This is a genomic window from Rhodococcus sp. NPDC056743 (genome assembly GCF_042790355.1).
GTDB lineage: Bacteria > Actinomycetota > Actinomycetes > Mycobacteriales > Mycobacteriaceae > Rhodococcus_F.
The window spans coordinates 188,746-203,442 of the sequence record NZ_JBHTZI010000006.1; the positions used below are offsets into that span (position 1 = coordinate 188,746).

13 protein-coding genes are annotated in these 14,697 nt (G+C 62.8%); 1 reads left to right on the forward strand and 12 read right to left on the reverse strand.

Features of this window, described 5'->3' with window-relative positions; all coding sequences use genetic code 11:
* Positions 1 to 29: 29 nt before the first annotated feature.
* Complete coding sequence (locus ACFRFQ_RS15340) at positions 30 to 1,439, reverse strand: wax ester/triacylglycerol synthase family O-acyltransferase (RefSeq protein WP_378659012.1); 1,410 nt, start codon at positions 1,437 to 1,439, stop codon at positions 30 to 32.
* Complete coding sequence (locus tag ACFRFQ_RS15345; RefSeq protein WP_378659015.1) at positions 1,433 to 1,915, reverse strand: HAD-IA family hydrolase; 483 nt, start codon at positions 1,913 to 1,915, stop codon at positions 1,433 to 1,435. The genes ACFRFQ_RS15340 and ACFRFQ_RS15345 overlap by 7 nt, the downstream gene beginning before the upstream one ends.
* A 141-nt stretch (positions 1,916 to 2,056) precedes the next feature.
* Here ACFRFQ_RS15345 and ACFRFQ_RS15350 point away from each other — a divergent pair, with 141 nt between their 5' ends.
* The gene (locus tag ACFRFQ_RS15350; protein ID WP_378659018.1) at positions 2,057 to 2,602 is read left to right on the forward strand and encodes an Rv3235 family protein; all 546 of its coding nucleotides are present in this window, start codon (positions 2,057 to 2,059) and stop codon (positions 2,600 to 2,602) included.
* Positions 2,603 to 2,642: 40 nt separating this feature from the next.
* On the opposite strand, the gene secA is transcribed toward ACFRFQ_RS15350, so the two are convergent.
* The 10 genes from secA to ACFRFQ_RS15400 form a co-directional block, all read right to left on the reverse strand.
* On the reverse strand, positions 2,643 to 5,480 hold the full coding sequence (gene secA, locus ACFRFQ_RS15355; protein ID WP_378659022.1) for a preprotein translocase subunit SecA: 2,838 nt from the start codon (positions 5,478 to 5,480) through the stop codon (positions 2,643 to 2,645).
* A gap of 132 nt (positions 5,481 to 5,612) precedes the next feature.
* Positions 5,613 to 6,293, reverse strand: coding sequence for a ribosome hibernation-promoting factor, HPF/YfiA family (gene hpf, locus ACFRFQ_RS15360; protein WP_378659025.1), 681 nt, complete (start codon positions 6,291 to 6,293; stop codon positions 5,613 to 5,615).
* A gap of 174 nt (positions 6,294 to 6,467) precedes the next feature.
* A complete protein-coding gene (locus ACFRFQ_RS15365; RefSeq protein WP_378659028.1) occupies positions 6,468 to 7,169 on the reverse strand; it encodes a ComF family protein in 702 nt (233 codons plus the stop codon).
* Positions 7,170 to 7,224: 55 nt separating this feature from the next.
* The gene (lpqB, locus tag ACFRFQ_RS15370; RefSeq protein ID WP_378659646.1) at positions 7,225 to 8,997 is read right to left on the reverse strand and encodes an MtrAB system accessory lipoprotein LpqB; all 1,773 of its coding nucleotides are present in this window, start codon (positions 8,995 to 8,997) and stop codon (positions 7,225 to 7,227) included.
* Entirely contained in the window at positions 8,997 to 10,736 is a 1,740-nt protein-coding gene (gene mtrB / locus ACFRFQ_RS15375) for an MtrAB system histidine kinase MtrB (RefSeq protein WP_378659031.1), read from the reverse strand. The genes lpqB and mtrB overlap by 1 nt, the downstream gene beginning before the upstream one ends.
* Positions 10,733 to 11,410 carry an MtrAB system response regulator MtrA gene (gene mtrA, locus ACFRFQ_RS15380; RefSeq protein ID WP_033231194.1) on the reverse strand — a complete coding sequence of 226 codons (678 nt, stop codon included), beginning with the start codon at positions 11,408 to 11,410 and terminating at the stop codon, positions 10,733 to 10,735. The genes mtrB and mtrA overlap by 4 nt, the downstream gene beginning before the upstream one ends.
* Positions 11,411 to 11,525: 115 nt before the next feature.
* The gene (locus tag ACFRFQ_RS15385; RefSeq protein ID WP_378659035.1) at positions 11,526 to 12,167 is read right to left on the reverse strand and encodes a dTMP kinase; all 642 of its coding nucleotides are present in this window, start codon (positions 12,165 to 12,167) and stop codon (positions 11,526 to 11,528) included.
* Positions 12,168 to 12,266: 99 nt separating this feature from the next.
* Positions 12,267 to 13,745: an adenosylhomocysteinase gene (gene ahcY / locus ACFRFQ_RS15390; RefSeq protein ID WP_378659038.1), complete on the reverse strand. Its 1,479-nt coding sequence runs from the start codon at positions 13,743 to 13,745 to the stop codon at positions 12,267 to 12,269.
* Between the two features lie 87 nt (positions 13,746 to 13,832).
* Entirely contained in the window at positions 13,833 to 14,477 is a 645-nt protein-coding gene (locus tag ACFRFQ_RS15395; protein WP_378659041.1) for a TetR family transcriptional regulator, read from the reverse strand.
* A 34-nt stretch (positions 14,478 to 14,511) separates the two neighbouring features.
* Positions 14,512 to 14,694: a rubredoxin gene (locus ACFRFQ_RS15400; RefSeq protein ID WP_378659043.1), complete on the reverse strand. Its 183-nt coding sequence runs from the start codon at positions 14,692 to 14,694 to the stop codon at positions 14,512 to 14,514.
* Between the last annotated feature and the right edge of the window lie 3 nt (positions 14,695 to 14,697).

The window sequence follows — 14,697 nt, forward strand, 5'->3', positions numbered from 1 at the left end:
GTTTGACTGTCACGACGCGCGAGAAACACTTACCGACTGGCGTCGGTCAACTCCTCGAGAGACTCGAAGAGCAACGAACGCACCACGTCGACGTCCGACATCGCGTCACGGTCGGCATTCAAACCGTAGTAGACATTCCCGTCATACGACGTCAAGGCAATACTGAGTGTCTGATTCTTCAGCAACGGCGAGACCGGATACATCTCCTCCATCCGCGCACCACCGATGTAGAGCGGAAACTGCGGACCCGGCGCGTTGGTGATCATGAGATTGAACATGCGCTGCGAGAGACTGCTGGCCGCGCGCGCACTCATCGCATGGAGAGTGGCCGGCGCGAACCCCGACATCTTCACCATCGTCTGAGCGGTCACCCGACGGCCCTGACGCGCAAATGCTTCCGTGGCGTGCGCGACGTGGGACAACCGGACGACGGCATTGGGCTCCCCTACCGGCAGGTCGATCAGGAACGACGACACATGACCGGGCGCCTGCGGGTCTTCGACGTCCGGGCTGTCCGGACCGTCGATGTACACCGACATCGGCACCATCGCTCGGACAACACTCGCCTCGGTGACCGGCTCTCCCCGCGACAACAGCCAGTTCCGCAAGGCGCCGGTGACCACCGTGAGGATCACGTCGTTGATCTCGCACCCGTACTTCGCCCGAATCCGCCGGTAGTCGTTCAGTGGAGTCTTTGCGACGGACAGTCGTCGGCTCCGCGAGATCGGCGCATTGAGCGGGCTGTTAGGGGCGACCTGCGCGGCCGTACGCACCACAGCGGCAACCTTGCCGACAGCACTGACCGCCTCCGTCATCGACGTCGTCACGTCGCCCAAGGCGGCCCTCGCCCGGGCGACACCCTCACCCGGACTCGTGACGAGATCAGCGAGCGCACCGATGAGCAGATTCAGATCACTCGGCGGCGGGGCAGGCATCCACAACTCTTCCGCGCCGGGCAGGCGCTTCTCCTGCGGATCGAACAAGACCTGACTGATCTCGAGAGCGGTATCTCCGTCGACCAATGCAGAATGCGATTTTGTGAAGATTGCAAACCTGTCATCGGCCAAACCCTCCACGAGGTACATCTCCCACAGCGGCCGAGTGTTGTCCAGGGGCCGGGAAATGAGGCGCGCGATCAGATCGTTCAACTGCTCGGCCGACCCCGGTTTCGGTAGCGCTGACCGGCGGACGTGGTACGTGATGTCGAAATCTCGATCGTCGACCCACACCGGACGTGCCAAACCCAGAACAACTTCCCTGACTTTTTGTCGATACCGCGGCACCAGAGCGAGCCGCTCCTCCACGAGTCGCAGCAATTCGTTGTGGTCGATCCCGGTTCCCGGCTGCCGGAAAATTCCCAGCGAACCGACATGCATCGGAGTGCTGCCGGCTTCGAGAAAGTAGAAGGCCGCGTCCTGAATCGTCAATCTGTTCACCATGATTGATCACCCGCCGGTAGATCATCCAAACCAGCTGCATCATCCAAACCAGCTGCATCATCCAAACCAGCCGCACCGTCCACGTCGAGCAGTATCGACAACTCCTCGATCGTGTCGGCCGGGTCGTAGTGATGGACACCGACCATGCCGACGGCGACGGCGCCTCGAACATTTATCTCGAGGTCGTCCACGAACACACAGTCCTGCGGACGCAGACCCAACCGTGTTGCGGCCAGAAGGTAGATCTCAGCTTCCGGCTTGGCCATCCCGACGTCACCGGAGAGCACGACGTCGTCCACCAACACCCCGTCGCCGAGATCACGAAGCCACTGCGCGTCCGATCCGCCGGGATCGTTACTCACGATTCCCGTCGCGATGCCCGCGCTGCGAGCCCGCCGAACCACCGCACTGAGACCGTCCAGGTCAGACCCCGGACCGAACAGCACGCCACCCACATCCAACAGAAGTCCCCGCACGAGATTTACATTAAGGTGCGGCCGTGATCTCTGCGACATCTGTGGGTGTTCGTGTCATACTTCTCACCATCGTTCGGGGGAGCGATAAAGATATCCGCGTTGAAAGCTATCCGCATCGAAAAATATCCGGGGGGATACATCATGACCATCGACCAACACGTCGACGCGCACTGCACACCACAACGATTTCTCCGACCGGCGCCGCAGAGCGAACCGCCGGCCGATTCCCTGATGATCAGGCGACTACCGGCCCGAACCGAACGAGTGCTGGGCAGCGCGCGCAAAACAGCACACAGCGGAACATCAGGACACGGTGCAGCATCGGGACACAGGGCAGTACAAGACAGGCCCGCGGCCGAACCGGTCGCACCCGGCGCTGATGTCTTCTGGAACACGTCGCTGCGGCTCGTCCTCGAAGTCCTCGACCGCAAGCGAAATCCCGCACACCTCAAAAGGGTACTGTCCCCGACGGTGATGGAACTCGTTCAGCGCCTTGCACTTTCACACGATCCACTGCGCGGACTTGGCGCTGCCCGGACTCACAAGACTCATGTGAGCACCGCTTCGCCCCACGCTGCAGAAGTCTGCGCCACCTACACCCGGGGCAGCCAAACCTTCGCGATTGCCGCCAAGATCGAGAACACTGACAACAAAGGCTGGATGGTCACCGCACTACACGTGGTGTGAGCATCCAGCCTTTGTCGGTGGGAAAGTCAGCGCCCGAGAATCAGCGCTTCCGCTTGGACTTCGGTGCGCGGTTGCCCTTTGCCTGCGTGCGGGCCGCTTCACGACGCTCTCGACGCGACGCGGTCTCCCCCGCGTCGACGGCTGGATCGCGAGTGGCCTTCGCCTTCCCGTCCTCGTCCGGGCCGGTGTACGTCAGCCTGGACGGGCCGCCGTCGTCAAGTCCCTTGGCGCGCAATGCCGATGGCGCCGACGCGCCGGTGGTACCAGCAGCAGCTTGCTGTGTCGGCAAGGGCTTCGGTGCGGTCGCGGACGCCGCAGCAGCGGAACCTGCCGTCACCGAAATACCCGAAGTAGGTTGCGCGGGAGCAGCTTCGACCTGAAGGTTGAAGAGGAATCCGACGGACTCCTCCTTCAAGCCGTCGAGCATCCCGATGAACATGTCGTAGCCCTCGCGCTGGTACTCGACCAACGGGTCGCGCTGCGCCATGGCGCGCAGGCCGATACCTTCCTTGAGGTAGTCCATCTCGTAGAGGTGTTCACGCCACTTGCGGTCGAGCACGGACAGGAATACCCGGCGCTCGAGTTCGCGCATTCCGTTCTCGCCGGCAATCGCGTCGATCTCGGCTTCGCGCTTCTTGTACGCTGCGTGCGCGTCGTCGAGCAGGGCGGTGCGCAGTTCGTCCCGCGTGAGGTCGCCGGCGATGCCACCGTCTTCGCCCACGAGTGCCTTGTAGTCGATACCCACCGGGTAGAGGGTCTTGAGTGCCGTCCACAGTTGCTCGAGATCCCAGTCCTCGACATATCCCTCAGCGGTCGCGCCGTCGACGTACGCGGTGACCACGTCGGTGATCATCTGTTCGACCTGGCCCTCCATGTCCTCACCTTCGAGGATCTGGCGGCGTTCCTTGTAGATCACGGTGCGCTGCTGATTCATGACCTCGTCGTACTTGAGGACGTTCTTGCGAATCTCGAAGTTCTGCTGCTCGACCTGGGTCTGCGCGCTCTTGATAGCCTTCGAGACCATCTTGGCCTCGATCGGAACGTCGTCAGGCAGGTTGAGGCGCGTCATGATCGATTCGAGCGCGGAACCGTTGAATCGGCGCATGAGCTCGTCACCGAGGGAGAGGTAGAACCGCGATTCTCCCGGGTCGCCCTGACGACCGGAACGGCCGCGAAGCTGGTTGTCGATACGACGCGATTCATGGCGTTCGGTGCCCAGCACGTACAGGCCGCCGGCTGCGCGAACCTTGTCGGCGTCAGCCTTGACGTCTTCCTTCACCCGACTCAGGACGTCGTCCCACGCGGCTTCGTATTCGTCCGGCGTCGTGACCGGGTCGAGTCCGTTCTTGCGCAGTGCGATGTCGGCGATGATGTCCGGGTTACCGCCCAGCACGACGTCGGTACCGCGGCCGGCCATGTTCGTGGCGACCGTCACCGCACCGGAGCGACCGGCCTCGGCGATGATGGTTGCTTCCTTCTCGTGGAACTTGGCGTTGAGGACGTTGTGCGCCACGCCGCGCTTGGTGAACTGCTTGGACAGGTACTCCGAGCGTTCGACGCTGGTGGTACCGATCAGAACCGGCTGACCGTTCTCGTGCCGCTCGACGACGTCGTCGACTACGGCGTCGAACTTGGCTTCCTCGGTCTTGTAGATGAGGTCGCCGCTGTCGACGCGGATCATGGGGCGGTTGGTCGGGATCGGGATGACGCCAAGGGTGTAGGTCTGGTGCAGCTCGGCGGCCTCGGTCTCGGCGGTACCCGTCATGCCCGACAGCTTGTCGTACAGACGGAAGTAGTTCTGCAGGGTGATCGTGGCGAGGGTCTGGTTCTCAGCCTTGATCTCGACCTTTTCCTTGGCCTCGATGGCCTGGTGCATGCCCTCGTTGTATCGACGTCCGACCAGAACACGGCCGGTGAACTCGTCGACGATGATGACCTCACCGTCGCGGACGATGTAGTCCTTGTCCTTGGTGTAGAGCTCTTTGGCCTTGATGGCGTTGTTCAAGTAGCTCACCAGCGGCGAGTTCGCGGCCTCGTACAGGTTGTCGATTCCGAGTTGATCCTCGACGAGTTCGACACCGGCCTCGTGAACACCGATGGTGCGCTTACGGATGTCCACTTCGTAGTGGACGTCCTTCTTCAGGAGCGGCGCGATCCGCGCGAACTCGCTGTACCACTTGCTGGAGCCGTCGGCCGGACCCGAGATGATCAGCGGCGTGCGGGCCTCGTCGATCAGGATGGAGTCGACCTCGTCCACGATGGCAAACGCATGTCCACGCTGGACCAGATCGTCCAGGGAGTGCGTCATGTTGTCACGCAGGTAGTCGAACCCGAACTCGTTGTTGGTGCCGTACGTGATGTCGGCCGCATACGCGACCCGGCGCTCGGCCGGCGTCATACCGGAGAGGATCACACTGGTCTCGAGACCGAGCGAACGGTGAACACGGCCCATCCACTCGGAGTCACGCCTGGCCAGGTAGTCGTTGACTGTGACGACGTGAACACCGTCACCTGCGATGGCATTGAGATAGGCAGGCAACACACAGGTCAGGGTTTTGCCCTCACCGGTCTTCATCTCCGCGACGTTGCCGAAGTGCAGTGCCGCACCACCCATGATCTGCACGTGGAAGTGCTTCTGGTCGATGACTCGCCACGACGCTTCACGCGCGACGGAAAACGCCTCGGGCAGCAGTTCGTCGAGCGTCTCACCAGCGGCGTAACGCTCGCGGAACTCGTCGGTCTTGGCCTTGAGTTGATCGTCTGTCAGGCCTTCTACCTCGGGCGACAGTGATTCGACATGCTCAGCAATGTGCTTGAGGCGCTTGACCATGCGACCTTCACCAACACGGAGCAGCTTCGATAGCGACAGCGACGGCACAGTCTTGTTCGTCCTCAATCTTCGGCAACAAATGGGTGACACACTAAAAATCCGGCCGGGGTCCGAAAACTCCGGCCGGATTCCATGGTAGGCGCTAACTCGAGGTTGCGAGGCAACCCACCTACAGATCGGTCACGTCAGGCGGATCAACCCGTAGTCGAATGCGTGTCGACGGTAGACGACGGACGGCTTGTCGGACTCCTTGTCATGGAACAGGAAGAAGTCGTGACCGACCAGTTCCATCTCGTAGAGAGCGTCGTCGATCGTCATGGGCTCGGCTGGGTGATCCTTCGTGCGGACCACGCGTCCCGGGCCGTCGTACTCGTCCGGCTCTTGACCGTTCAGCGAAATGTCGGGCGCGGCACCGAGTGAGTCTGCGTCGACGAGCGAGGCGGTTGCCTCGGCGACGGACAGCGGTCGCTTGTCACCGTAATGGACCTTCTTGCGGTCCTTGGTTCGACGGAGTCGGCTCTCGAGTTTGTCGATCACCGATTCGAATGCAGCGTAGAAGCTGTCTGCTGCGGCTTCTGCTCGCGCTACCGGCCCTTTGCCGCGGGCAGTGATCTCGACCCGCTGGCAGTTCTTGGACTGACGTCGATTGCGTTCGTGCTGAAGTTCCACATCGAAGTGGAATATGGAGGGGTCGAAGTGTTCCAATCGCGCCAGCTTGTCCGAAACATAAACTCGGAAGTGATCGGGTATCTCGACATTGCGTCCCTTGACGACGATGTCGGACCTCGGAACAGCGGATTGCGCGGAACGCTCGGTGGTGGCGTCCTCGATGAAAAACGAGGCTTGCGAAGGGGTCGTCACTCGTACCTCCCAATTACGGCCCCGCTCAGTGATTGAGCGGCGGCAAGTTCTTCAAGTACCGAGAGGGGATCCGCCCGGCATCAGGATTGAAGTACCACCTCCCACCTGTTTTCGGGTGTGCCGCCGACGCTAGTACGTAATCCGCGCGAGTGCCACTGTTAGCCGGAAATTCATTCACACGCCCGCGATCACGAGTACGAGATTTGTCCGGATTGCGATCCTCTCGAGCGCCCGAATCGATTCTGCCGCAGTCGCTCCCGTCGTCAGAACGTCGTCGAGTAGCACTACGTCGACGTCACGGTTCACCAATCCGACCCCCGCGCGTGTCACTGCGATCTTCTCGGCCACATTGCTGGCCCGAGCCGCGGCGGACAAGCCGACGGAATCGCGGACGCCACGCGTCATGGACAATGCCGAATGAACCTCGACACAGTGCTGCGGCAGAACCTCGCGAGCCGCACGAGCAATGCGGCGGACCGGATCACCGCCGCGAGAACGGGCGGCGCGCGCACGGGACGGGGCCGGGATCAGGACCAAAGGCCGACGCGTCGGATGGTGGAGCTCGCCCCACCGCGCCAGAAGCGTCAGCGCTTCGGCCACAGCGTCTCCCAGCGGCTCAGCGAGGTCGCGTCGCCCGCGCTCCTTGATCTCGATCACACTGCGCCGTCTCGGGCCACTGTATGGACCGAGCGCCCAGGCCGGCGCGCCGGGATCGACTCGAGGCGTGAGGCGGATCGGATGGTCGCCAAGCGTGGCGGCGCACTCCTCACACCATTGCACGCCGATCCGCCCGCATCCCCCGCACTCACGCGGCAACACCAGATCGAGCGCTGCTCCCCCGATACCGCTCCATTTCCGAAATCCACCGACCCCCATGCCCGTCAGTGTGCAGGCGCCCACCGACAGCAACCCTCGTGCACCGCCGGAATCCTCAGCCTGGTAGTATCGGAATCGCCTTCTGTCCCGTCAACCCAGGCACCTCACGCCACAACCTGTCGCCCGCGGGATCGTTGTTGTTCAACTGGAAAACCGCTCGAGCATCAGCGACGTACTCGGTGGTCGGCGACGCGTCGACGGACACCACGGGCGCCGTGAGATTGCCCCGGGGCAACGAGTCCATTCGAGAGCCGTCGATCGCGACCTGCACAACCGGGACATCGGAGTTGTTACGTGCGATCACGATGGTGTCGCTGTTACTCCAGTCGAGTGAGAGCGCTGTGCTCCCCAATCCCGGAGCCACAGCGCGTGGATTGGTCAATGCGAAGACCCCGCTGGGCAGGCGGACCACGATCGCCAGATACACCTTGCCGTCGATGATCATCGCCGCTCGAACTCCGTCACGAGACAGGCGCAGTTCGGTGATGTTCGATCCCATGGGGATCAGTGCGCCCACGTCCACGTTCATGACCGATACCCGGCCGCTGGTTGGCTCCCGAACCGCGCGCACCACGGTGTTGCCGTTGACCGCCGCCCAGATCGTGTTGTTGTCGATTTCCCACGTCGGCCTGGTGATCACCGGCGCGTCGAGTACCGGGACCGCACCTTCGGCATAGGTACCCAGCGACAACGAAAATCGTTTTGCGGGATCAGGATTGGCGGTATCCGCCACTGCGGCTACGGCCTTGCCGTCACGGGAGAGCGCAACCGATGCAAGGTTGCCGGCAGTGCCGGCAAATCCGGGTACCGGAGTCACGCCCTGTTCACCGACACTGACCAGTGAACCGTCACGAAGGGCGTGCAATCCGACTGTCGCCCCTGTCGTCGCCAACGGATTCGTGGACGCGACGTCGGCAGTTGTCCAGCCTTCCGGATGTGCAGCATCGAGGGGCGCCCCGTCCACCAGCAGTACGTAGGGACCCGCGACGTCCGCGCTGGCCAATGTCCAGATGATCTGCGCGGCAAACAATCCGCGCGTTTCGGGGTCCATCGACTGATCGATCCGGAAATCGATGCGGACGCCGCCGAGACCGACACCTACCTGACCGGATCGACCGTCGGCCTTCGTGATGGGCCCGATCACCGAGACACCCGTGCCCAGTTCGTTGCGGACGGCCGACGCGAGCGCCTCCTTGGGCCCCTCGATCAACAGGCCGACCAACTGCGCGGTCACCTGGTCCTGGGAACCCGATATCCACCGCAGATCCGGAACCATGGTCTGACCGCTCGGATCCGGGAAGAACAACGATTTCCGTTGGTACGCACCGAGGAACGCCGCACGCTCCATGATCACACCCGAAGGAAGATCGCTGATGCGCCACTCACCCTCGACCAGAGTCAGCGTCATCTTGGCTTCGTAACTGCCGTCTTCGGGAACGTAAATTCCCCCGGGCTCGAGCCGCCCGACCTTGTTCACTCGAATCGTGTAGACCGCTTCCTGATCGGTTCGCGATTCGGACAGTGTGTCGACCTTGTCGACGATGATCGCGGTCGCCGCGTCGTCCCATTTCGCGGACATCTCAGGGGTCAGGTACTGCCGGGCCGCCAGGTGCCGGTTCGCGGGTTCGGTGTTCGCTTTCACGAAGTCCCGCAACAACAAATCGGGCTCACGGCCCGAAGCCGGCGGCGAGACGGGAGTTCCCGGTGCCGCAGTGGCAAGTGTCCCGATCGCCTGCGGCGACGACGATGCCGGCAGACTCGCACACGCGCCGGTCAGGAGCACCGCACTCAGCCCCAGCGCCAACAGACCACGGCGATATCGTTGCATCACGAACGCTCACCTCCTTGCGAGCCGCTTCGCGATTCGGTGTCGTGCGGCGTCGGAATCGACGACGTGACGTCCCCGACCTCTTCGGCGACGAGGTCCGCATTCGAGGGGGTCCGTACGAACTTGGCCGTCGTCGGCTTCAGCGGAAGCGGGCTCGATACCAGCTTCTTGCCGCGCACCCGCGGCAACGTCAGACGGAAGCACGCGCCGACACCGGGCTCACCCCAGGCTTCGAGTTTGCCGTCGTGCAGATTGGCATCCTCGACGCTGATCGCCAAGCCAAGACCCGTGCCGCCGCTGCGCCGGACCCGCGACGGATCGGATCGCCAGAAGCGGTTGAACACAAGTTTCTCCTCGCCGGGACGAAGTCCGACTCCGCTGTCGCGAACGATGAAGGCCAGAGCGTCGTCGTCGGCTCGCAGGCGCAGCAGGATGGGTTTACCTTCCCCGTGATCGATGGCGTTGGCGAGGAGGTTCCGCAGGACCCGTTCGACTCGGCGCGGATCGACGTCGGCGATGACCGGGTCGTCGGGCATGTCGACTATCAACTCGGTACCGGATTCACGGGCGAGGTGGCGAACGGTGGACACCGCGGCCCGCGCACACATCCTGACGTCGAGTTGTTCGGACGCCAGTTCCGCAACGCCGGCGTCGTGCCGGGAAATCTCGAGCAGATCGGCCAGCAGACCTTCGAACCGGTCGAGTTCGGCGACAAGCAGTTCAGACGAGCGTCGGAGTATCGGATCGAGGCTCTCGCTGCCGTCGTGGATGAGGTCCGCGGCCATTCGCACCGTAGTGAGCGGGGTGCGCAGTTCGTGGCTGACATCGGACGTGAAGCGTTTCTGCAGATTGCCGAACTCCTCGAGCTGGGTGATCTGCTTCGAGAGGCTCTCGGCCATTTCGTTGAAAGACATTGCGAGACGGGCCATGTCGTCCTCGCCGCGAACCGGCATGCGTTCCTTGAGCCGGCCGTCGGCGAAGCGCACGGCGATCCTCGACGCAGATCGGATCGGCAGCACTACCTGGCGCGCGACGAGCAGCGAAATCGCGGCCAACAGAACCAGCAGGACAGCGCCACCGATCAACAGGGTGCTGCGGACCAGCGACAGGCTGCGATCCTCGCTGGCGAGCGGGAACACGAGATACAACTCGAGGCCCGAGATCGACGACGCTGTGGGACTGCCGATGATCAAGGCAGGACCGGAGTAGCCTTCCGGATCCGAGACCGTCGCGAACTGGTAGGCGATCTGGCCGTTGTGAACGAACTCACGCAAGTTTTCGGGGATCTGGTCGGCCGGTCCGGCATACACGGGGTCCCGGGGCCCGTCTTGCTCGACGATCAGCGCGGGATCGAAAGTGCCCGCAGAACCCGATGCTTGACCGCCCGATTGATTGCGGCTCGTCAAGCTTGACGCCGCACTCTCGAGTTGGTCTTTGAGCGCAGCACTGCCGTCGACTCCGGCCAGCTGATCTTCGACGACGCCTCGGGCGCGATCCATCTCCTCCGTGGCGGCGGTGATTTTCGCTTCGAGCAGTCGGTCGGTGATCTGGCTCGTGAGCACAACACCGAGAATCACGATCACGATCAACGACAACGACAGCGTCGAGACGACAACCCGCAGTTGCAGCGATCGTCGCCAGGTGTGGGCGAGGGTGTTGCTCAGTGAGTGGCACCACCGCAGAAAAGGCGTCAGCCACCGATTGGAGCGGCGACGCCAACGAGAAACGCCACCGGTCACGGCGGTCCGGCCTTGTAGCCGACACCCCTCACCGTCAAAACCACTTCGGGATTCTCGGGATCGGTTTCGACCTTGGCGCGCAGACGCTGGACGTGGACGTTGACCAGGCGGGTGTCAGCGGCGTGGCGGTAACCCCACACCTGTTCCAAGAGCACCTCACGGGTGAACACCTGTCGGGGCTTGCGCGCAAGGGCAACGAGGAGATCGAATTCGAGAGGGGTGAGCGAAATCTGCTCGCCGCCGCGGCTGACCTTGTGCGCCGGCACGTCGATCACGATGTCGGCAATACTCAGCAGTTCTGCCGGTTCTTCCTCGGTACGACGCAGTCGAGCGCGAACCCGGGCGACCAGTTCCTTGGGCTTGAACGGCTTCATGATGTAGTCGTCCGCGCCGGACTCGAGGCCGAGGACAACGTCCACGGTGTCGGTCTTTGCAGTCAACATCACGATGGGAACGCCGGAATCCGCACGCAGAACCCGACATACGTCGATGCCGTTCATGCCGGGCAGCATCAGATCGAGCAGGACCAGGTCGGGCCGAGTCTCGCGCACTGCCGCAAGTGCAAGAGTTCCGTCGCCTACCACGTAGGGATCAAAACCCTCACCCCGCAGTACGATCGTGAGCATCTCGGCGAGTGCCGTGTCGTCGTCGACAACCAGAATCCTTGGTTTCATATCCCTATCGTTGCATCTTCGAGTCGTAATTAAGACCGTTACGTGACTGTGCGGCGTGCCGCGTGTTCCCTCTACTGTGCCGGAAACTTCCGAATCGGGTCGTCATCGTGACGCATCACGCGAAGTCGGCCAGTTTGCGGGCAAGATCCGACGGGTCCGTATCGGGACCAATGACCCACCACGGTGACACCCACTCGGTTGCCGCCAGTTGCGAGTACAGTTCGCCGGTTCGGATCTGCAGGTCTCCGTCGCGCTCGTAAGCATCACGCTCACGCGTCGAATCTTCCACCTCGCGACTGCGAGCACGCTCGTTCGCCAACTCGATCGGTACGTCGAGGTACATCTGGAGATCAGGTACCGGGAGGCCGAGACGACCCAGTTCGAGATCGCGAACCCACTCCACCATCTCGCCGTCGACGCCCTGATGCAGGCGCGCTGCGTTGTACGCGGCGTTGGACGCGACGTACCGATCGAGTAGGACAATGTCGTTGGCGCTCAACAATTCCGAGATCTGCGATGAAGCACCAGCCCGATCGAGAGCGAACAGCACTGCCATCGCGTTCACCGAAGCAGCGAGGTCGCCGTGCGCTCCCTTGAGCGCTTCGGCAGCAAGATCCGCATGGATCGATTGACCGTAGCGGGGAAAATCGAGTGTGGCGATCGAGGTACCGCTCCGCTCGAGTTCGCCGACGACCTTGCCGATCAACGTCCGCTTGCCGGCTCCATCGAGCCCTTCCAACGCCACGAGTATTCCCACGGCTGACTAGCCTATCCCGCAGCCTCACATGCCTATCCCCCAGCCCGCAGACGCGGACCGGGGGACGGTGAGAGCTGGTGAAGACCGAACCGAAACAGCTCAGTAGCGGTAGTGCTCGGGCTTGTACGGGCCTTCGACGTCGACGCCGATGTACTCCGCCTGCTCCTTGGTGAGCTTGGTCAGCGTGCCACCGAGTGCCTCGACGTGGATCTTCGCGACCTTCTCGTCGAGGTGCTTCGGGAGACGGTAAACCTCGTTGTCGTACTCCTCCGGCTTGGTCCACAGTTCGATCTGCGCGATGACCTGGTTGGAGAAGCTGTTGCTCATCACGAACGACGGGTGACCTGTCGCGTTACCGAGGTTGAGCAGACGACCCTCGGACAGAACGATGATCGAGTGGCCGTCGGCAAACGTGAACTCGTCGACCTGCGGCTTGATGTTGATCCGCGTGACGTCGCCCGACTTCTCGAGGCCGGCCATGTCGATCTCGTTGTCGAAGTGACCGATGTTGCCCAGGATGGCCTGGTGCTTCATGGCCTTCATGTGCTCGAACGTGATGATGTCCTTGTTACCGGTGGACGTGATCACGATGTCGGCCCAGCCGATGGCCTGCTCGACGGTCTTGACCTCGAAGCCGTCCATGAGCGCCTGAAGGGCGTTGATGGGGTCGACCTCTGTGACCGCGACGCGAGCGCCCTGGCCACGAAGCGCCTCGGCGCAGCCCTTGCCGACGTCGCCGTAACCACAGACGAGTGCAGCCTTGCCGCCGATCAGGACGTCGGTGCCACGGTTGATGCCGTCGAGCAACGAGTGGCGCGTGCCGTACTTGTTGTCGAACTTGCTCTTGGTGACCGAGTCGTTGACGTTGATCGCGGGGAACGTGAGTTCACCGGCAGCGGCAACCTGGTACAGACGCAGAACGCCAGTGGTGGTCTCTTCGGTGACGCCCTGGACGGACTCGGCGATTGCCGTCCACTTGCCCTTGTCGGCCTCGAGGGACTGACGCAGCAGGGCGAGGAAGACCTTGTACTCGTCGGAATCCTGGTCGTCATCCGTCGGCGGGACAACGCCGGCCTTCTCGAACTGCGCGCCCTTGAGGACGAGCATGGTGGCGTCGCCACCGTCGTCGAGGATCATGTTGGCAGGCTCGCCCGGCCAGGTCAGCATCTGCTCGGCTGCCCACCAGTACTCCTCGAGGGTCTCACCCTTCCACGCGAACACCGGAACGCCCTTGGGCTCTTCCGGGGTGCCGTGGGGGCCGACGACGATAGCCGCGGCAGCATGATCCTGGGTGGAGAAGATGTTGCACGAAGCCCAACGAACCTCGGCGCCGAGCGCGGTCAGCGTCTCGATCAGGACCGCAGTCTGAATGGTCATGTGGAGCGAACCGGAAACGCGAGCGCCCTTGAGCGGCAAGACCTCTGCGTATTCACGGCGAAGTGCCATGAGGCCCGGCATCTCGTGCTCTGCGAGTCGGATTTCCTTGCGACCGAATTCCGCGAGCGAAAGATCTGCAACTTTGTAGTCGACACCGTTACGGTTGTCGGCGACGGGCGTTGTTGAAACTGAGGTCGTCATCGTCCCTCTCCTGGTTGACGTGCATACTCCACTCCAGGCTATCCGCTCGGCCCACGCAGTAGGACATCACCGTGATCACGGTGAACCTCACACCGTGTCGCGCGCACCTCGGGCAACATCGATGAACGGTCCGAGCAACGCACCCAGATCCTCCGCAACCGACGCCCCCGACTCGGGCGGCATCGAGATGTAACTGAGCCCCAGCCTGGCAATTGCCCTGGCCAGGATGCCCGCATCCTGGGCCGACGCCTGAATCCACCCACGCTGAAAGCTCTCCGACAACCGGGTCGATGCCCGGTCGATGATCACTGCACTGTCCGTTGTGATCAAACGCAACAAATCGGGCTTCGCCTCCCCTGTCAGGAGTGAACGCACCAACGGGTCCATCGCACTCGAGGCAAAAAACGCCCCGAACCCTGACATCAGGGCATCGACACTGCGTCCCTCGTTTGCCGCAACGGCGTCGTCCACGGCGTCGACAAACCCGTCCGCCAGCCGCAGCGCGTACGCCTGCGCCAGGCCTTGCCGGGAACCGAACTCGTTGTAGAGCGTCTGCCGGCTGACACCCGCATGCTTGGCCAGAACGGTCAGACTCACCTCGGACCAGTCGCGCTCGGTCAGCAATTCACGCATCGAATCGAGCACCGCCCCGCGCAGCAGCAAACGCGACGCCTCTTTCTGCGGCAGGCGGGACGCCTCTTTCTGCGACAGGCGGGTGGGCGTCGACATCATGGTGACGAGCCTACCGCCGCACCCGCCGACCCACTCAGGTCCGTTCGATCTCCACCATGAAGAAGTCACTTTTCGCCGCGCCGCAATCCGGGCAACTCCAGTCATCCGGAATATCGTCCCAGCGAGTGCCTGGCTCTATGCCGTCATCGGGCCAGCCTTGCGCCTCGTCGTACTCGAATCCGCACTGCGCGCACTGATACAGCTTGTAGTCGTTCATGAT

Coding starts and splice junctions, on each gene's coding strand:
- ACFRFQ_RS15340 (WP_378659012.1), bottom strand. CDS start 1,439: ATGGTGAACAGATTGACGATTCAGGACGCGGCCTTCTACTTTCTCGAA.
- ACFRFQ_RS15350 (WP_378659018.1), top strand. CDS start 2,057: ATGACCATCGACCAACACGTCGACGCGCACTGCACACCACAACGATTT.
- ACFRFQ_RS15365 (WP_378659028.1), bottom strand. CDS start 7,169: ATGGGGGTCGGTGGATTTCGGAAATGGAGCGGTATCGGGGGAGCAGCG.
- lpqB (WP_378659646.1), bottom strand. CDS start 8,997: ATGCAACGATATCGCCGTGGTCTGTTGGCGCTGGGGCTGAGTGCGGTG.
- mtrA (WP_033231194.1), bottom strand. CDS start 11,410: ATGAAACCAAGGATTCTGGTTGTCGACGACGACACGGCACTCGCCGAG.
- ahcY (WP_378659038.1), bottom strand. CDS start 13,745: ATGACGACCTCAGTTTCAACAACGCCCGTCGCCGACAACCGTAACGGT.
- ACFRFQ_RS15395 (WP_378659041.1), bottom strand. CDS start 14,477: ATGATGTCGACGCCCACCCGCCTGTCGCAGAAAGAGGCGTCCCGCCTG.
- ACFRFQ_RS15400 (WP_378659043.1), bottom strand. CDS start 14,694: ATGAACGACTACAAGCTGTATCAGTGCGCGCAGTGCGGATTCGAGTAC.